14 protein-coding genes are annotated in these 19,648 nt (G+C 35.6%); 4 read left to right on the forward strand and 10 right to left on the reverse strand.

The features are described 5' to 3' along the window. Positions 1-26: 26 nt before the first annotated feature. From DF185_RS05860 to DF185_RS05875, 4 genes are all read left to right on the forward strand, one after another. Positions 27-857, forward strand: a complete 831-nt coding sequence (locus tag DF185_RS05860) for a nitroreductase family protein (protein ID WP_110359803.1) — start codon at positions 27-29, stop codon at positions 855-857. Between the two features lie 498 nt (positions 858-1,355). Next, positions 1,356-3,617, forward strand: coding sequence for a formate C-acetyltransferase (gene pflB, locus DF185_RS05865; RefSeq protein ID WP_369073408.1), 2,262 nt, complete (start codon positions 1,356-1,358; stop codon positions 3,615-3,617). Between the two features lie 124 nt (positions 3,618-3,741). Continuing rightward, the gene (gene pflA / locus DF185_RS05870; protein ID WP_110359805.1) at positions 3,742-4,467 is read left to right on the forward strand and encodes a pyruvate formate-lyase-activating protein; all 726 of its coding nucleotides are present in this window, start codon (positions 3,742-3,744) and stop codon (positions 4,465-4,467) included. Between the two features lie 66 nt (positions 4,468-4,533). After that, positions 4,534-5,391, forward strand: coding sequence for a formate/nitrite transporter family protein (locus tag DF185_RS05875; protein WP_110359806.1), 858 nt, complete (start codon positions 4,534-4,536; stop codon positions 5,389-5,391). A 167-nt stretch (positions 5,392-5,558) separates the two neighbouring features. On the opposite strand, the gene DF185_RS05880 is transcribed toward DF185_RS05875, so the two are convergent. The 10 genes from DF185_RS05880 to DF185_RS05930 form a co-directional block, all read right to left on the reverse strand. Further along, entirely contained in the window at positions 5,559-6,263 is a 705-nt protein-coding gene (locus tag DF185_RS05880) for an acyltransferase (RefSeq protein WP_110359807.1), read from the reverse strand. 458 nt (positions 6,264-6,721) lie between these two features. After that, entirely contained in the window at positions 6,722-8,800 is a 2,079-nt protein-coding gene (locus tag DF185_RS05885; RefSeq protein ID WP_110359808.1) for an ATP-binding protein, read from the reverse strand. A gap of 652 nt (positions 8,801-9,452) precedes the next feature. Then, a complete protein-coding gene (locus DF185_RS05895; protein ID WP_110359810.1) occupies positions 9,453-9,641 on the reverse strand; it encodes a YgaP family membrane protein in 189 nt (62 codons plus the stop codon). Positions 9,642-9,652: 11 nt separating this feature from the next. Continuing rightward, positions 9,653-9,961 (reverse strand): hypothetical protein, encoded by a 309-nt coding sequence (locus DF185_RS05900; RefSeq protein WP_110359811.1) that lies wholly within the window; start codon positions 9,959-9,961, stop codon positions 9,653-9,655. 18 nt (positions 9,962-9,979) lie between these two features. Beyond that, complete coding sequence (locus DF185_RS05905; RefSeq protein ID WP_110360135.1) at positions 9,980-13,204, reverse strand: efflux RND transporter permease subunit; 3,225 nt, start codon at positions 13,202-13,204, stop codon at positions 9,980-9,982. A gap of 48 nt (positions 13,205-13,252) precedes the next feature. Beyond that, entirely contained in the window at positions 13,253-14,335 is a 1,083-nt protein-coding gene (locus tag DF185_RS05910; RefSeq protein WP_110359812.1) for an efflux RND transporter periplasmic adaptor subunit, read from the reverse strand. A gap of 29 nt (positions 14,336-14,364) precedes the next feature. Continuing rightward, positions 14,365-15,699 carry a TolC family protein gene (locus DF185_RS05915; protein WP_110359813.1) on the reverse strand — a complete coding sequence of 445 codons (1,335 nt, stop codon included), beginning with the start codon at positions 15,697-15,699 and terminating at the stop codon, positions 14,365-14,367. A 286-nt stretch (positions 15,700-15,985) separates the two neighbouring features. Next, a complete protein-coding gene (locus tag DF185_RS05920) occupies positions 15,986-17,224 on the reverse strand; it encodes a competence/damage-inducible protein A (RefSeq protein WP_110359814.1) in 1,239 nt (412 codons plus the stop codon). Positions 17,225-17,237: 13 nt separating this feature from the next. Next, positions 17,238-18,485: a M48 family metallopeptidase gene (locus tag DF185_RS05925; RefSeq protein ID WP_110359815.1), complete on the reverse strand. Its 1,248-nt coding sequence runs from the start codon at positions 18,483-18,485 to the stop codon at positions 17,238-17,240. Positions 18,486-18,557: 72 nt separating this feature from the next. Further along, on the reverse strand, positions 18,558-19,631 hold the full coding sequence (locus DF185_RS05930) for a DUF6340 family protein (RefSeq protein ID WP_133249971.1): 1,074 nt from the start codon (positions 19,629-19,631) through the stop codon (positions 18,558-18,560). Between the last annotated feature and the right edge of the window lie 17 nt (positions 19,632-19,648).

Raw genomic sequence — 19,648 nt, forward strand, 5'->3', positions numbered from 1 at the left:
AATAGAAGAATTGAAAATCAAAAGAAATGATCGACTTTAAAGTTGCAGAAGACAAGTGTATTGAATGTGGCCTATGTAAAGAGGATTGTCCGGTAGGAATTATCAACCTTACACCCAAGGCTTCCATTGCTAAAGAGAAAGAAAGGAATTGTATGAAATGTCAGCACTGTTTGGCCATTTGCCCAACGGCTGCTATTTCAATATTAGGTAAAAAACCTGAAGATTCAGTTTCGTGTAAAGATGATATACCATCGGCTCAGGCCATGAATAATCATATTAAAACCAGAAGATCGGTTCGTAAATTTAAAGATGAAGATTTGGATCAGGAATTGATTCAGGAATTAATGGAAACAGCATCACATGCACCAACTGGCCACAACGATAATGCTGTTTTATTTTCATTAATAGATAATAAAGAGGATATCATTATTTTCCGTGAGGCGGTTTATAATGCTATCAAAAAAGCATCTGCAGAAGGAAACCTTCCTAAAAAATATGCTATGCTTGCTTCATTCCAAAAACTTTGGGAGAAAGCTGGTATAGATATCATTTTTAGAAACGCTCCTCATATGCTTATTGCTACTGCTCCAGCCAAAGATGCCTCACCTAAAGTAGATTCATTGATTACCCTTACTTATTTTGAATTTGCTGCCAATGCGAATAAAGTTGCTACTCTTTGGAATGGAATGATCACTTGGGTTATCGAAGAAATTGATCCTAGCCTAAGAGGCTTAATTGGAATCCCACAAGATCATTCTATAGGCTACTCCATGATATTCGGAAAAGCGGGTGTAAAATATGCACGTGGAATTCAATCTGATGGATTGCATTTGAATAAAATCAACTTAAAAAATTAAGCCTAAATACTACAGCCTCGTTTTATTGAAACGAGGCTGTTTATTTTTGTACATTTCTAATCTTTATATCAATTCCCATCTCGTATAAAAGTTCTTAGTATAGCTAGTTCATTTTTTCAATAAGCTTACTATTTAACATTCCCATGTTAAATAGTGTTTTTCACTCAATCATCCATTTTTTATAAAAACAGAACTCCCTCCAATTAGATTGATTCTAAATTGAATGTTTTTACATTGTAATCTCGACATTACAAAACTCTAAGAATACCAGAAACTTTAGCCTTTCGAAAAGCTTTGCATTAGCAATATCATAACATATTGGTATTGCGTAACAAAAAAATAGTCTGTTCCTTTGCGCTCTGAATGGAAAACGGACAAGTTTATCTTGTTTATTTTCCTTGTTCAGATTGTCAGTTTTGACGATCAAAAACAAAATATAATTTTAAACACAACCATTTCAAGTTCAAATTCATCGCTAAGGATTTGAATTAATCATGATTGAAGAAATTCAATCAAAGAAAACTATTATCTGCAATGGTAAAAATGCAATTTAAAGCCGGTGAATGGCAAAAGACAATTAACGTTAGAGATTTCGTTAGTAACAACTTAACCTCATACGCTGGGGATGCATCATTCTTATCAGGAGCTACAGAGCGCACGAAGCAATTGTGGCAAATGTGTCTTGATGCAGTAAAAGAAGAACGTGCAAACAATGGTGTTCGCTCAATTGACACTGAAACTGTTTCAACGATCGCTTCTCACGGTGCTGGGTATATTGACAAATCTTTAGAGGTTATCGTAGGACTACAGGCAGACGAATTGCTTCGCAGAGCAATGAAACCATATGGTGGTATCGCCGTGGTTGAAAAAGCTTGTACTGAACAAGGTCTTGAAGTATCAGATCGTGTTAAAGATATTTTCCGAAACTTCGCAAAAACTCACAACGATGGGGTTTTTGATGCTTATACAGCTGAAATCCGTAAGTTCCGTTCATTAGGATTCCTTACTGGATTGCCAGATAACTATGCTCGTGGTCGTATCATTGGTGACTACCGTCGTGTAGCACTATACGGTATTGATCGTTTGATCGAAGCTAAAAAAGAAGATTTAGCTGGATTGAATGGTCCAATGACTGACGAAACGATCCGTTTACGTGAGGAAGTTGCTGAGCAAATTAAAGCTTTGGGTCAAATCAAAGAATTAGGTTCTAAATATGACTTGGAATTAGGTCGTCCTGCTGAAACAGCACAGGAAGCTATCCAATGGGTTTACATGGGATACCTTGCTGCTGTAAAAGAGCAAGATGGTGCTGCAATGTCATTAGGTAACGTTTCTACTTTCCTTGACATCTACATCCAAAGAGATTTGGAAGAAGGAACAATTACTGAAGAGTTTGCTCAGGAAATGATCGACCAATTCGTAATGAAATTGCGTATGGTTCGTCACCTTCGTATGAATGCTTACGATGAGATTTTCGCTGGTGACCCAACTTGGGTAACTGAGTCGATTGGTGGTAGAACATTGGACGGAAGATCAAAAGTTACCAAAACTTCTTTCCGTTTCTTGAACACTCTTTACACATTAGGTCCATCACCAGAGCCAAACATGACTGTTCTTTGGTCTGATCAATTACCAGAAGGATTCAAGAAATTCTGTGCTCAGGTTTCTATCGATACTTCATCAATCCAGTACGAGAATGACCAGTTGATGACTGACACTCGTAAGTCTGATGACTACGGTATTGCTTGTTGTGTATCATACCAGGAAATTGGTAAGCAAATTCAGTTCTTCGGTGCTCGTTGTAACTTGGCTAAGACTTTATTGCTTGCATTGAACGGTGGTCGTTGCGAGAAAACTGGTACTCAGTTGATCGAAGGTATTCCTGCAATGAAGAGCGATGAGTTGAATTACGAAGAAGTAATGGCAAACTACACTATCGCGATGAGAGAAATGGCTCGTGTTTACAATGAGTCAATGAACATCATTCACTACATGCACGATAAGTACTACTACGAAAAGGCTCAAATGTCATTGGTAGATACTAATCCTGCTATCAACCTTGCATATGGTATTGCTGGTCTTTCAATCGTAGCTGACTCTCTTTCTGCAATTAAAAATGCAAAAGTAACTGCAGTTCGTAACGAAGAAGGTTTGACTTGTGACTTTAAGATTGAAGGTGATTTCCCATACTATGGAAACGATGATGATCGTGTAGACTGTTTTGCAGTTGAGATTCCTAAGATCTTCAACGGTTTGTTGAAAGAACTTCACACATATAAAAATGCAGAGCCAACAATGTCTATCTTAACCATTACTTCTAACGTAGTTTATGGTTTGAAGACTGGTGCTACTCCTGATGGTAGAGCTGCTGGTGTACCATTTGCGCCAGGTGCTAACCCAATGCACGGACGTGACACTAACGGTGCAATTGCTTCTTTGAACTCTGTAGCAAAAATCAACTACGAAGATTCATTAGATGGTATCTCTAATACATTCTCAATCGTTCCTAAGTCATTAGGTGCAACTGAAGATATCCGTCAGGATAACTTGGTAACCATGATGGATGCATATTTCATCAAAGGTGCTCACCACTTGAACGTGAACGTATTGAACCGTGAGATGTTGGAAGATGCAATGGAACGTCCAGAAGAATATCCACAGTTAACTATCCGTGTATCAGGATACGCAGTTAACTTTGTACGTTTGACTCGCGAGCAGCAGCTTGAGGTAATCTCTCGTAGCTTCTTCGAAAAAATGTAAGAACGTTTTTCTACTTATATACCGAGATCCGGAAACACTCTGTGCTTTCCGGACTCGTTTTTTATTTAAGATATGAATCTGGATTACAACAGAAAGATTCATTAACTAAACAACTAACTCAACAATGTTAAACGTTCATTCATTCGAATCTCTTGGCACTTATGATGGTCCAGGTATTCGTCTTGTTGTATTCCTTCAGGGGTGTGCATTTAAATGTTTGTACTGTGCAAACCCAGATACCATAAGTTTTAAAGGAGGTACTCCTACTCCACTTGATGAAGTGATGAGAAAAGCACGAAACCAACGTCCATTCTTTGGTAAGCTTGGCGGAGTTACCATTTCAGGAGGAGAACCACTATGGCAAGCTGCTGAATTAAAAAAACTATTCAAACAGCTAAAAGAGGAGGATTTTAATACATGTATCGACACCAATGGTAATGTTCTTAACGATGATGTGAAAGAATTAATCTCAAATACCGATTTGGTTTTACTTGATATTAAACACATTAATCCAGATTTGCATGTAAAGCTAACTGGAAAAAGGAATGATACTACTCTAAAATTCGCCAAACATCTTCGTGACGAAAATATTCGAATCTGGATGCGCTACGTTTTGGTTCCTGGCTATTCTGATCAGCCAGAATATTTGCATGAAATGGGGAAACATTTTCAGGAATATGGAAATATTGAAAAGCTTGAAATTCAACCCTATCACAAATTGGGTGTTCATAAATACGAGCATCTAAAATGGGAATACAAATTAGAAGGAGTTCCCGAAAACACCACAGAACAACTAGAGACTGCTAAGAATATTCTAAGCCAATATTTCAAAGAAGTTATTATAAATTAAGAATTACATATTAATAATCGGTAGTTACATTCTTAATTACTAATTGTTAATTATTAATTGAATACAATGTCGTATCAAGATATTAATGAAATCATTGAGGTGGCAAAACCTCAAATTGAAGTAAGTGTAAAAAAACAAAATGGTTTCAATTCTCCTGCTGAAACTGTAGAAGAAGTGAATCACACTGCAGAGGCTAAAAAGGTAATGGCAAATAAAAAAACATTTGTATTGGCTTTATTGGCTGGTGGATATATTGCTATGGGTAGCCTTCTGGCCTTAATTGTTGGTGGTGCTATGCCTGGTTTTGCCGAAACCAACCCAGGTTTGCAAAAATTCTTCTTTGGTGCAGTTTTCCCATTAGGATTAATTCTTTGTGCAGTAGCTGGTGCTGAATTGTTTACAGGAAACACAGCTTACTTTATTCCATCAGTTTTCTCAAAACGTATGTCGTTTAAAGTACCATTGAAAAACTGGGCAATTGTATACTTCGGCAACTTTATTGGATCATTAATCGTTGCTTATTTCTTGGTTTATCTTACTGGTGCGATTATGAATTCACCTTCTGTTGATTCAGCCATTAATATTGCAATTGCTAAAACTTCTAATCCATTCTACAAAACCTTTTTAAAAGGAATTGCATGTAACTGGATGGTAGCCTTAGCAATGTGGCTTGCTTATGCATCCAAAGATATTGCCAGTAAAATATTAGGAATTTGGTTTCCTGTTATGGCTTTTGTAGCAATGGGATTTGAACACTGCGTTGCTAATATGTTCTTTATTCCTGTAGCCATGTTTCATGGTGCTGATATTACCTGGATGGATTTTATTGTGAAAAACCTTATTCCTGCAACTTTAGGAAACATTGTAGGTGGTGCGCTATTTGTAGGAACTGCTTACTGGTATGTATACGATAAAAGGAAATAGTTGTAAGACTACAACAGCTTACAGCATTTAAGATAAAACAACACAAACAAATACTTAACACACACTAAACACATATGCCTATGATATAATTTATTTCTGTTATTTAATTCACAAAGAGCCATTGAAACTAATCAATGGCTCTTTTTATAATATTAGAATTCAATTGGCTAAAAATTAGCCACCATATCATCAAATCCATTGAACATGGCAACATGATTATTCTTATAACAATCATAGTTATTTTCCATTTCTTGTCTCAATTTTCGATTCGATCTTTTATCTAAAGATTCAAGAAAATCATCAATCTTATCACCATTAATAAATAATGAATACTCCTTTTTGAAATCTTCAACTGTAGGAGTTCTTTTCTCTACATTCTTAATGTGATAATAATATTCCTTCATTTCTTCCATGTATTTTCTTCTGGATCTTTCGTAGTATTCGTCCAGCGAGCACACTGGCTTAGCCGGTCTACCAACAGCAACACAGTTTGATGGTATATCTTTTGAAACCAAAGAACCATGTCCAATAAATACATTGTCACCAATGGTTACACCTTTAAGAACAGTAACTCTACGAGCAAAAGAAACATTATTTCCAATTTTAACTTTCCCGATAGAATAAGGCATATAATCCTTATATTTCACCCTGTACAGCCTTGATACAGCATCATGTGTTAAGAGTGTGAAGTGCTTATTGAAAAATACATTGTCCCCAATTTCTATCAACGATGGCTTCGATAAATCAAAATCTAAGGTCTTTCTATTCTTAAAATTAACATTCTTGCCAATTTTAACTCCTTTCTTTAAAAGATATCTGTGAAATCGTTCTTTTGAGCTAATTGCAAATAAGTATTGAAGCTTACGAATCATATAAAATTGCTATAATTTGAACGGCAAAAATAAAAGTTCCATAAAAATCACAATGCTTTTTCAATAAGTTTTTTTTCATCTCAAAACCCTGTAAATCTGGCATAAATACTATGTTTAGCATCACAACCTTATAAAAAGGTGAAAATATAAAATTCAAACTGCAGTTATTATTTCTTAAACACACTCATCAACATGCAATTAAAAAACAATTCAATACTACCTGACTTTTAACAAAATTTAACACTTAGCTTACTCTACATGCAATATTAAATTAAGCATCAATTTTGTCAAAAAATAATGTAGTTCTATGAAGAGGTCTGAAAATTTAGTTCTAAGTGGTTTGAACATTCAATATCTACACTTTTTCATGGTGTGGTATGAATATATTCGTGATGCAAGAACTCAGAAAAAGCCATTGAAGAATCAATGGCTCTAATGTATTTCTCCTCTTATTACGGTCATTGTTCCTGATTCAATACTCTTATAGGTAGAGTAAAATAGAAGCTTGTACCTACCCCAACAGTCGATTCACACCAAATTTCCCCGCCTAGCAGCTCAACCAAGCCTTTAGAAATAGATAAGCCAAGGCCGGTTCCACTATTGTTCTCCATACCCTGATTTTTCACCTGTAAAAATCGATCGAATATATTCTCAATTTGGTCTTCAGCAATTCCAACACCAGTATCTTTTACTTTAAACAACAAAGAAGTATGATCCCTTTTCGAGCAATGAATTAGGACTGAACCATTTTCAGTAAATTTACAAGCATTACCTACCAGATTTATTAGGATTTGCTTTAACCTTACCTCATCAGTGTATAAATTTTCATGAATTTCATCCAAATCAATTTGTGTTCTCAATTCGATACTTTCATTGATTATTTTGTCATGATTTGCGAAAAATTCCTTAACTATTTCAATTAGATTTTTAACATTAACTTCCTCATTGTATAAATTAATTTGCTCACTTTCAATCATAGAAATATCCATAATGTCATCGATGATTTTTTGCAAATAATCAGAGCTTTGTTGAATAAAATCACAATATTTAAGTTGCTTATCTTTAGTTATAGTTGGCATCGTTAACAAAGACGAAAAACCGACTATACTATTCATAGGTGTTCTAATTTCATGAGACATATTAGCAAGAAACTGAGTTTTTAAATGATCTGCATTTTTAGCAATTTTTATTGCTTCTTTAAGCTGCTCTTCCCTTTCAATTTGCATTGATATGTCATTCATTATTCCCAACATTCGGTAGGCCTTATTGTCTTTATCTTTAAGAAAAGTACCCTTATCATTTATAGGAACATAAGAACCATCCTTTCGTTTGTATCTGTATATTACATCGTAATTTTCACCATTTGCAATAGATTGTTCCAACATTTCTTTGGCTTCATTCACATCATCGGGATGTACATATTTTTCCCAATCTTTTATTGTTACTGACTCATATTCTTTAGGTTTTACACCAATCGTTCTCTCCAAATCACCAGACCAGTATATGCGATCATTTAATAAGTTATAATCATACACAATTTGTCCTTTTTGTTCTGCTACCACTCTATACCTCTCTTCACTATCGCGCAAAGACGTTTCAGCGATTAACCTCTGAGAAAGTTCTTTATTTAATTCTGAAGTACGTATCCTTACCAACTTCTGCAACCTTTTGTTGAAAACTAAAATTATTGAAAACACTCCCAGCAAAACAAGAAGTATACTCGCTGTCCAATACCAGAATGATTCTCGCTCCCAAAATTCACGAGTCGAAAGAAAAACCCAATCTTTGCGTATTTTGTTTTTCTCACTTCTATCAATCGAACGAATTGTTTTGTTAAGGATATCTCTTAAAATTGGCATATCATCGCGAACACCCATTGCTATTTCATAGGTAAAGCCTACATCACCAGCAACATGTAGTTTTACAATCCCCAAATCCTCTAAATGAAAGGAAGCCGATCCCAAATCTACAACCATCACATCCGTCTCATTAAAAACCAATTTCTTCAATCCGGTTAAGTCATCCAATACCGGATCTAAATTTAATTCAGGGTGATTTTTTACCAGAAATTCATGTACTGCAAATAAATTACTTACACTAACCTTTTTCCCTTTTAAATCACTTATAGATAACTTTTTATTCTGATTACTGATAATTACCGCAGGTGATTGATAGTAAGGAATTGTAAAATTTAAGTATTCACTACGTTGGGGAGTTTCTGCTATAGAGGTAGCAATTTCAACTTTCTTATTCCTAATTAAGTTTAGATTCTCTTCTAAGTTGTTTCGATGTGTTCGAATGAATTTAATATTCAATTTTTTTTCAATTAAATCCAAATAATCATCTGAAATACCAACGATCTCGTTTTTTGCATTGAGAAAATCAAGAGGTGCAAACAAAGGATCTTGAACTACCCGAATTGAATCACCATTTTCCAAAAGCCATTTTTGCTCTTCCTTATTTAAAAAGCTAACAGCTTCCTCCTTGTGACATCCAAACAAAAAAACAATTGATATGAATAGGAAAATATATTTCATATGGGTAGAGTTTTATTAGCCTACTAAATTTAACCATCAACTTCTACAATTACAAATGCATGATATTAACTTATCATCTTTATCAATCAGACTAATTTTTCTTGGTGGCTACATTCTCATAATTGTCCTATTAGAGCTTAAAATTTATGCACAATCACTCATGCATAATATTTCATTAAATTCTCAGATCATTAAAAAAGCACAAAACGTACCACTAACTCCTGATAATCTGAACAAAAGAACCAATTATGAATATTTAATAAAACTTACAATCTATATGAATCCTACTACTTTTAGGTCTAAAACACCACTTTTATATAAAAAGGTGTTAGACGATTTAAAATTTAAGTATGCTTCTTGTTGAAGACTTAGTATACTTCTGGTCGAAGACTTAGTATGCTTCTGGTCGAAGACTTAGTATGCTTCTGGTCGGAAACTTAGTATGCTTCTTGTTGGAGACTTAGTATACTAAGTTTTTGATTTCTGTTTCTATTCCACTATCATACCAGAACAATTTCAGTAAAATCAATCTTACCTATAGTATTTCCTACTAAAATGTAACCCGTGTAAATAAATCTACATTTGAATATTAAAAAAATCCCGAAACAAAAATTTGCTTCGGGATTCTCGATCAATAAACAAAACTTGCGGATTAATTATCCACTTTAAAAACCTTTCTTAAAATATCATCCATTAAACACCATTTTGTGATTGAGGATTGTAAGAGATTTAAACCTACAAATGCTGTTAAAAACAACCAGTTAATGTTCACATAGAATGCCAAAATGATACTTATCAGTACTAGAGTACCGGCAATTCCTCTTATGATTCTTTCTCTCATATCTACTTTATTTAAATAAACTTTTCAACATCAAGCATGTATGCATGAATTGGGCTACAACAATCAATTCCTTTGTTGAACTCTTCGATCTGCTTCATCAACACATCTCCCTTTTCCTGATCTAAAAAGGAAAAAGTAGCGATAGAGTCGTAATAGTCTTTACTTGAAGCAAACCAATTTGGCGCCTCACATTTTCCACTACGTTTATTGGTATATCCTCTCACATCAAATTCACTGTAGGCATCAATACCTGCTGTATTGTAAATCTGTTTTAGCTCTTTGTAAAATGCTTTTACACAAAAAATGATAACAACCTTCATATTTTCGGCTTTATGTGATTATTCATTGGAAACTTCTATTTCTTCTTTTACTTCTGGATATTTCTTCTTCTCAGTCATGTAATAAATTAATGGTACAATCACTAAGGTTAAGAATGTTGAAGCTATTGATCCTCCCATTAAAGAAATTGCAAGTCCTTGGAAAATAGGATCAAACAAAATTACTACGGCACCAATTACTACGGTTCCTGCTGTAAGTAGAATCGGTGTAGTACGAACTGCACCAGCCTCAATTACTGCTTCCTTTAGTGGCACTCCTTCGGCCAGTCTCAGGTTGATAAAATCTATCAGTAATATCGCATTACGGACCATAATTCCTGCCAGTGCAATCATACCAATCATGGATGTTGCGGTAAAAAATGCACCCATCAACCAATGTCCGATCAATATCCCGACAAGAGAAAGAGGTATAGATACCATCATGACGAATGGAACTTTAAAATTCTGAAACCAGCCAATAATCAACATGTAAATCACCAACAACACAACAGCAAATGCAGCACCCAAATCACGGAAAACTTCATAAGTAATTTGCCACTCTCCATCCCATTTCAAACTGTAGTTATCTTCGAAAAACGGTTGTTGTGTATACTCCTCCAGCAATTCATATCCTTCTGGTACTTCAACATCTGTAAGATTATCCGATATCTCCATAATTCCATAAACAGGACTTTCTAATTTCCCGGCAACATCCGCCGTAACATAAACCACTCTTTTTTGGTTTTTTCTGTAAATGCTTTTCTCTTTGATTTTTTCCTGGATATCAACAATATCTCCCAAAGGAATCAGTTGTCCCGACTGTGTGAGAACATTTACTTTCTTTAAGTCGGTTAGGCTACTTCTGTCCTTTTCCTGTAGTCTCAAATCAATTCCAACTTGCTCATGTTCATGTTCCTGATACAATTGAGAAACCTCATGTCCACGCAATGCCATATTTAAAGTATGAACCACCTGCTGAGTTGAAACCCCTGCCAACATGGCTTTTTCCTTATCCACATTGAACTGGAATTCTGTCTGATCATCCTCAACCAACCAATCTACATCAACAACATCATTGGTCTTTCCAAATATTCCTTTTACCTGCTTGGCCACATTAATCTGTCCTGCGCTATCTGGTCCATAAATTTCAGCTACCAAAGTCGACATTACCGGTGGTCCCGGAGGAACTTCTACCACTTTTACATTGGCATTAAATTTCTTTCCAATTTCCTGCAATCCAGGTCTCATAGCCTTGGCAATATCATGACTTTGAAGATCTCTATCGTGCTTATGGGTCAGATTCACCTGTATATCCGCAACATTGGATCCCCTTCGCAAATCGTAATGACGAACCAAACCATTAAAATTAATTGGTGCAGCAGTTCCAACATAAGTTTGGTAATCAACTACATTTTCTTGTTGAGCAATATAAGCTGCCAATTCCTTGGCCACTACTGCTGTACGTTCCAATGTTGTTCCTTCAGGCATGTCAATTACTACCTGGAATTCGTTCTTATTATCGAACGGCAACATCTTTACCGCAACCATTTTAAAATAGATCAAGGTAGTTGAAGCAAGCAGAAGTACACTTACAACGCTAATAAATCCCCAGCGCTTCAATCTCGATTCTAACATCGGACGAATGGTAGCTGCATACATCTTGTAAATCAAGGAATCTTCAAGTTGAAAGACTTTTTCCTCTTTGCCTTCTTTCTCCTCGTGATGAAGTAAGCGATATGCCAAATAAGGAGTGATGGTTAGTGCCACCAGCAAAGAGAATATCATAGCAATTGATGCCCCAATTGGCATTGGGCTCATGTATGGTCCCATTAATCCGGAAACGAAAACCATTGGCAAAACAGCTGCAATAACCGTAAAGGTTGCTAAAATGGTTGGATTTCCTACCTCATCAATGGAGCGCAGAGCTGCTTGCATAAATGGCAGACGCTTCATTTTAAAGTGTCTATGCATATTCTCTGCAATAATAATAGAGTCGTCCACCACAATTCCTGTTACAAATACCAAGGCGAAAAGTGTAATTCGGTTCAGTGTGTAATCGAGGAAATAATAACTGAACATGGTTAATGCGAAAGTAATTGGAACTGAAAGAAAGACAACCAATCCTCCACGCCAGCCCATGGCCAACATCACCACAAATGTAACGGCTACAATTGCACCTAGAAGGTGTAGTAACAACTCAGCTACCTTATCGGATGCTGTTTCCCCATAATTCCTGGTTACATCAACATGCACATCCGAAGGAATCAAATCTTTTTTTAGGGATTCAATCTTACTTAGGATCTGTTCTGATACTTTCATGGCATCAGCACCTCGACGTTTCGCAACCGAGATGGTAACCGCAGGATATTCTCCTCTATATTTCTCTTTTGAATCATTGATTTTTCCGTATCCAAAACTTACATATTGTGATGGTATTTCTGGTCCATCTATCACTTCGGCAACTTGCTTTAAATAGATAGGACTTCCCTTGTAAACACCTACCACCAAATTGGAAACATCATCAGCATTCTCAAGAAACTTACCCGTTTCAACAAGGTATTCCTTATCGTGACTATTAAACGATCCTGAACCAATTTGCTGATTAGATACCTGAATTTGCTGAGAAATACTTAATGCATCAATATTATAACCAGCCATTTGTTCACGGTTCAACACAACACGCACCTGACGTGAACGCCCCCCAATTACTTTGGTTTCCGATACTTCATTAACCTTCTCAATTTCGTTGTTTACTTCCTGTGCAATTCTTTTTAATTGAAAATCATCGTAAGTTTCACTCCAGAAAGTCAATCCCAACACAGGCACATCATCAATTGCACGAGTTTTTATCAGAGGCATGGAAGTCCCTTTGGGCATTTCATCCATATGTTTCATAATCTCGTTGTACATCTTAACAAGAGATCTTTCGACATCCTCTCCTACATAAAACTGAACAATTAGCATTGCCTGTCCCGGCATGGATGTAGAGTAAACGTATTCTACCCCTGGTATATTTGCAACAACCTTTTCAAGTGGTTGCATTACACGAGATTCAATTTCCGATGGGCTTGCTCCCGGATACATTAAAAAGATATCGGCTATGGGAACATCTATTTGTGGTTCTTCCTCTCTTGGTGTTAAATAGGCGCTATACACTCCAATAATCATGAAAGCAACCATTAAAAGAGGAGTCAATTTTGAATTTATAAATAAGTTGGCGATACCGCCTGCAAATCCTGTTTTCATTTCATAAGACATTTGATGTTAGAACTCAAATTTTCTTTAAAGATCGTACTACTTGATGCTTAATTTTGCACCATCCCAAATCTTACCTTGGTAGGAAACAATGTATTGTTCTCCATCACTTAAGCCTGATAATATTTCTGTCATATTATCTTTGGTTTTGCCAACACGTACCCAGCGTAACATGGCTGTTCCCATCTGGCTCACAGTGTAAACACCTGTTAATTGTCCTTTTCTTACCAACACATCATTCGGAATCAAAATACCTGGCATCCCTCCTTTTTCGAGACTAACCTGTGCATACATGCCACTAAATAATTTTGCTTTTTGATCATCAGTTGGTTGCAAAACAACCTTGGCTTCAAACTGGTTCCCAGTATATAATGCTGAAGGATTTACTTCTGTGATTTTACCATTTACAATTTCGTTCTGAGCCGCTATTTTTACTTTTACAGGATCATTCTTTTGAATTTTTGCTATCTCAGTTTCAGGAATTCTTGCCATTACCTTATATTCTCCCGGCTTTTCAATAGCCACCAATGGCATCCCTGGAGAAGCCAAATCTCCATCGTTCATATATTTTCTTGCAATAATTCCATTGTAAGGAGCTTTAATTGCTGAATATCGTAGCATTTCATTTACTTCAGCTTCCATTTGCTTCACGGCTTCCAGTTCGGCTTTGGCCATATTGTAATGTGTTGTCATATCATCCATTTCTTTCTGCGAAGCACTTTTTTGCTCGAACAGCACTTTAAATCTTTTGTAATCCTTTTGGGCATTTTCAAAAGCTGCTTCGGCCTTAATCATATTGGCTTTTACCTGTGCTTTTTTTGCCTTAATATCCTGATCCTTGATTTGAACCAACAACTGATCTTTACTCACTTTTTGTCCAGGTTCTACATATATCCTGGCAATTTGTCCCATAATACGAGTACTCAAATTAGAATGGGTTTCGGCCTCAATCTTACCCGAAAAATTCAAAAGTTCAGGTTGGTTTACCATTTTAACGGTTTGCACACTTACAGTAACATCCGCTTTCTGATTTTCCTTTGCATTTGATTCACTACCGCACGATTGGAATCCCCAAGCTAGTGTGGCAGTTATTGCGATCAATAATATTGTCTTAGAGTTCATATTTATTATTTTTTTGAGATTTGTTCTGCTTATTGTAGTTCTTTTTCAAGCAATAATTCCAGGTAGAAAACTGCTACATGGTATTGATATAGTGAATTGATATAATCCAAATTTTTCATCATCGCCATCGACTCCGACTGTAATACATCAATTGTTTTTTCTAGGCCCTGCTTGTACCTGTTGGTTCTGATCCTAAAGGCTTCTTCGGCCTGATCTTTCGCCAACTTGTTCATTTCAATCCTGTCAAAGGCAACTTTTAAGTTTCTTTTGGCAGCTTGTATCTCCATACTCGATTTAGATTGATAGTCGGCCAAATCCAATTCTGAAATCTTTAATTCCGCCCTTGCTTTCTGCACTTTGCCAACATTTTTATAACCCTTAAAAATGTCCCAGGATAAGCTAGCTCCTACCATATAATTATTAGCAGAAGTTCCCAGGAATTGAGAATCGTTCCATTCATAAGCCCCAAAGGCATTCAAACGTGGAAGAAATCTCATTTTCTCTGATTTCAGCATATTCTCACGAGCCTCTAAACTTTTTTTGTAAGCCATAATATCTGAACGCATTCCTTCATCTTGCTTATTTTCCATCGCTTGTAACAGAGAAGGCTTTTGATCTAACTTCTCTGTAGTTTCAATTACAGTTTGAATGTCCAAACCCAATATATATGCTAAAAATTCCCCTGCCTGTTTTTGAGCATTGTTAGCATCCGCTAGTTGATTGTTCAATTCAAGTACACGAACCTTAGCAGATAACAAGTCGGCCTCCTTTACATATCCTTGCTCCAGGTTGTCTTTGGTCAATTGTAACGCAGATTTTGCTGTTTCCAAAGATTTTCCAACCACATTAACAGCCTCATGTGCCAACTCTAATTGGTAGTAAGCCTTCTTAACTTCAAACCTTGTAAAGTTTATAGTTCGCTCCGTGGTATAATCTACAGCCTGCATTTTCGCATTAGCTGCTTTCCTACCATACAAACCATCAATATTAATTATGGGTTGCTGAACTTCAATTTTCGTATTGTAGTTCTCAATGCGATCAGGATCATTCAACAAAACTGGGTTGAAGTCTGCTTGTGTAGTAATTTCCTGCTTCAGTTTAAAACCAAACGCTGCCAACGGATCATTTGTTGTTATTGCTGTATGAGATAAATTTAAATTGGGAAGAAAAACCGAATTGGTTTGACGAAATTCTGCTTTAGCAGCTTTCCCTTTCTCTTTTGCTTTGTTAATTTGCCTATTATTTTCATCGGCTTTTTGCAAAGCATCTTTTAAACTCAATTTAAGCTCTGTTTGTTGAGCAAAAACCTTTGAGGCATTTGTCATCACCAGAACAAAAGTCAATAGGTAGATAATGTTTCGCATGTTTCTTTATTGATTGTTTATTGATTTTGATTCAAATGTATATACTTTCATCTATATATCCAAACATCTAGATGTGTTTGGCCATTATTTAAATCTATATGTTAAAGCTCAAGACAAGATTAGCTACTGAAATTTAGCACATTAAACGAGAATAACTAACATTTACTTTACATAGCATTATCTATCCTACAGAAATCTGATTGTATATTTCAAATTGGATTCCACTTTTTAGCACAAAAAAAAGGCTTGCCATAAAGCAAGCCTTCCAATAATATGCAATATCATTTTATTTCTCCAGTTCCTTTCGAAGTAAATTCAATACTTTAAAAGCTGAAACCTTTATATTTCTTTCTCTCACTTTATACAGTTCAAGCTTTTCAGATTGCACACCAAAATCTCCTGCAAGGGCAATCCAAACAGTTCCCACAGGTTTTTCATCAGTTCCTCCATCAGGACCTGCAATGCCAGAAGTTGCTACGGCATAATCAGTATTCAGAACTTTCCTTGCCCCTAAAGCCATTTGCTCTACTACTTCTTGACTTACCGCTCCAAACTTCTCCAAATCTTTCGAATTTACTCCTAAAACCTTCTCCTTGATTTCATTGGAATAAGAAACCACACTCCCTTTAAAATAAGCTGAACTACCAGCATGAGATGTAATTAAATGAGCAATATATCCACCAGTACAACTCTCAGCTGTTCCTAACGTTTTACCTTTTTCCAATAAAAGTTCCGCTATGCGCTCCTCAATGGCTATATCGTCGTAAGCAAAAATATTATCAGGCAGTATCTTTTTCAATTTTTCAACTTCCTCATCAACCATTTTTTCAAGTGCAGGTTTACTTTCTCCTGTAATGCTTAATCTCAGTCTTACTTTTCCGGGTGAAGGCAAATAAGCCAATTTCATATTCAGAGGTAAGTTTTCCTCCCAATCGCTCAACATTTCAGCCAAAACTGACTCTCCTATTCCATCGGTCATAATGGTTTTGTGAACAATTTCAGAGGTTTCAAAATGCTCAGTAATCGCAGAGATCAAACCATTCTGCATAATTCCTTTCATCTCGAAGGGAACTCCAGGCATCGATACCAAAACCCGCTTGTTCTTCTCGAACCACATACAGGGTGCCGATCCAAAGTTATTAGGTATAATTCTGGCTCCATCAGGTATAAGGGCTTGTTCCTGATTGAAAGGATTCATTGAAATACCATATTTAGCAAGTCGATCCTGTATTTTTTGATACAACTCATCATCTTGAATCAGCTTCATTCCAAAATAATCGCTCAAAGTCTTCTTTGTGATATCATCGTTTGTTGGCCCTAAGCCACCTGTCATTAGAACAAGTGGAGCTCTTTTCATTGCAGCTTCAATAGTTGTTACAATGTCATCTGCTTCATCTGATATACTCGTGATCTTTGAAACACCAATTCCATATTTGTTTAACTCTTTTGCCATCCAGGCAGAATTTGTATCCACAATCTGCCCAATCAGTATCTCATCCCCTATGGTAATTATTTCTGCTTGCATTCCTTTTTTATAATTAGTCTTTGTTCTTTGTGAAATTTATTGCTTTCAATCTTTGCAATAAGGTTGGATGCGAATAATAAAAAAACACATATGCCTTATGTGGTGTAAGATTGCTTAATGTACTTACTGAAAGTTTTATTAAAGCATCTCCTAATGATTGTCCATCGTAATTTTGTTTTGCATATTCATCTGCCTGGTATTCGTTAGCTCTTGACAATAAATTCATCCCTAAGCCCAGAATGCTTGAAATTGGAGAATATAAAATACCAAAAGTAATTAATCCCAAATGAAAGCCATGCTGCTCAGCCCCAAGTGCTGCTGATAAATTTTCATTACCAATAAATAATGAAAAGATATAAAACATCAATCCAGTTTGTAACAATGACAAAATGATTCCATTTCGTGTATGTTTTTTCTTATAATGACCAATCTCATGCGCCAATACCGCTACAATCTCTTTGGTTGATAGTTCACTTATTAAAGTATCAAATAATACAATTCGCTTCTTTGCTCCCAAACCACTGAAGTATGCATTTCCTTTCGATGATCTTTTTGAGCCATCCATCACAAATACATTATCAAGCTTAAAGCCAGCCTTGTGGGCAAAATTTTGAATCTCATCTTTCAATTCACCATCCTCCAATGGAGTCTGTTTATTAAATAAAGGAACAATTAAGGATGAGTAAAACATGGTCATGAAGATCATAAAAACAGCTAAAACAGCCCATGCCATCCACCAAAAATTATTTGTGGTTTGCAAATAGATCCAAATTAACAAGGCAAGCAAACCTCCACCAATAAGCATTCCCAGTAAACCACCTTTGATCAAGTCCAGTATGAATGTTTTTAATGTTGTTCTGTTGAATCCATATTTTTCTTCAATCACAAAGGTCGAATAGTATGAAAATGGTAAGCTTATTATACTTGAAGTCAACATGATAACTCCAAAGAATAACAATGCCAACCAGATAGGGTTTGTTGTGTATTCTCTTACCAGTTCATCTACCCAGGCAAATCCACCTAGAGCAATCATTAAAAAGCTTGTTGCAAAACTAATTACCGATGATATAAAACTCAGCTTGTACTTCTCTTTCTGATATTCCTGAGATTTCAAGTACTTTTCTTTCTCATAAATACCTTCCAATATTTTAGGTAGGGTTGGTGACCAATTCCTTAGATTCAAAATATCCAATACTCGTTCCAATATGAAATCAAAACTAAGAATGGCTAATATGATATACAAAATTGTTGTTGCCGTCATTTTCTTGTTTTTTGTTTAGAAAAGCAAAATTAAAAAACCCCTGAAACTATAATCTTTCAGGGGATCTTTTTTTTATTCTGCGTTCTCCTTTCCAAAGAACTTATCTAACAAATAATTATTTTGCGTTCTTTGAGTTAACTCTTTATAGTACTCTTTTACATACGTAAATTCTTTTGGCTCTTTTTCAAGCTCCCGATAATTTTTAATTGCCTTTCTTATACAATAACTTGCTTTTTGAAAATCCTCCTTTAATTCGTATGCAAAAGCTAAATTATAACTTGCTCTACCTGCTAATTTCTTATCTTCAGAATCCACATGTTTTTTCCACATTTCGATTGCCTGATCAACACTATCGTTATTCAGGTAGTAGCTAGCCAACGAAAAATCCTGATGCCCGGATATAAAGTACTTCCTTGTGAAAGAAATCCAGCTTGGTGAAATTAAATCTGCATAATCCCGACCTATATCATATGCAACTTCGGCATTTATCTCTTTACGTTTAGGCATTTTATCCTCTAGCAATTTTGTGTAGGAATAAGAACTAGTTTCTGTAAATAAACTATCCGCAATCATTCTTTCATCATGAAATTTTTGTGATAAAGGATCATAAATTCTCCAGACAGCAAAATACTTTACATCTGTTATTCCCCAGTTTTCTTCGCCTTCTATAATTTCATATTCATTAAATATTTGAAGATCTTCCAGGCATATTAAAATATCTGAACCGTTAGATTCACAAATACTATCGACTCTATCCCAAGACATGGGATCATAGCGTCTATCCCCTACAACGTGATTTTCAGGTAAACGTGTATATGAAACACTGTCCAATTCAAAATATACAGAGAGATTTTCATTTAAACCTAAATGACAATTAATAGCACGAATCTCTGAATAGTCTATACTATCCTTTAAGCTTAAACCATTTACCTTATAGTATTTCGACAAAGTATCGATATCAAAACTCAAATTTCTATCAACAAATCCAATTGTCTTAACATCGGGAGGAATAATTACTTTCGGAGCTTTTAATCCCTCAAAATCATATAATGCCATGGTTTGGCAACCAGTAAAAATAAGTGGTAAAACACCTAATAAAAGGAATTTCCGAAAATTACGCTTTGCAAAAGATATTTGTTTTGTCATTAGTGTGAAATTTCTTG

The sequence above is a fragment of the Marinifilum breve genome, from assembly GCF_003202155.1.
Classification (GTDB): Bacteria; Bacteroidota; Bacteroidia; order Bacteroidales; family Marinifilaceae; genus Marinifilum; species Marinifilum breve.

Bases quoted from the DNA above. Each gene is read 5' to 3' on its own strand.
- DF185_RS05860 (WP_110359803.1), top strand. From the start codon at position 27: ATGATCGACTTTAAAGTTGCAGAAGACAAGTGTATTGAATGTGGCCTA.
- pflA (WP_110359805.1), top strand. From the start codon at position 3,742: ATGTTAAACGTTCATTCATTCGAATCTCTTGGCACTTATGATGGTCCA.
- DF185_RS05875 (WP_110359806.1), top strand. From the start codon at position 4,534: ATGTCGTATCAAGATATTAATGAAATCATTGAGGTGGCAAAACCTCAA.
- DF185_RS05880 (WP_110359807.1), bottom strand. From the start codon at position 6,263: ATGATTCGTAAGCTTCAATACTTATTTGCAATTAGCTCAAAAGAACGA.
- DF185_RS05885 (WP_110359808.1), bottom strand. From the start codon at position 8,800: ATGAAATATATTTTCCTATTCATATCAATTGTTTTTTTGTTTGGATGT.
- DF185_RS05895 (WP_110359810.1), bottom strand. From the start codon at position 9,641: ATGAGAGAAAGAATCATAAGAGGAATTGCCGGTACTCTAGTACTGATA.
- DF185_RS05900 (WP_110359811.1), bottom strand. From the start codon at position 9,961: ATGAAGGTTGTTATCATTTTTTGTGTAAAAGCATTTTACAAAGAGCTA.
- DF185_RS05905 (WP_110360135.1), bottom strand. From the start codon at position 13,204: ATGAAAACAGGATTTGCAGGCGGTATCGCCAACTTATTTATAAATTCA.
- DF185_RS05910 (WP_110359812.1), bottom strand. From the start codon at position 14,335: ATGAACTCTAAGACAATATTATTGATCGCAATAACTGCCACACTAGCT.
- DF185_RS05915 (WP_110359813.1), bottom strand. From the start codon at position 15,699: ATGCGAAACATTATCTACCTATTGACTTTTGTTCTGGTGATGACAAAT.
- DF185_RS05920 (WP_110359814.1), bottom strand. From the start codon at position 17,224: ATGCAAGCAGAAATAATTACCATAGGGGATGAGATACTGATTGGGCAG.
- DF185_RS05925 (WP_110359815.1), bottom strand. From the start codon at position 18,485: ATGACGGCAACAACAATTTTGTATATCATATTAGCCATTCTTAGTTTT.
- DF185_RS05930 (WP_133249971.1), bottom strand. From the start codon at position 19,631: ATGACAAAACAAATATCTTTTGCAAAGCGTAATTTTCGGAAATTCCTT.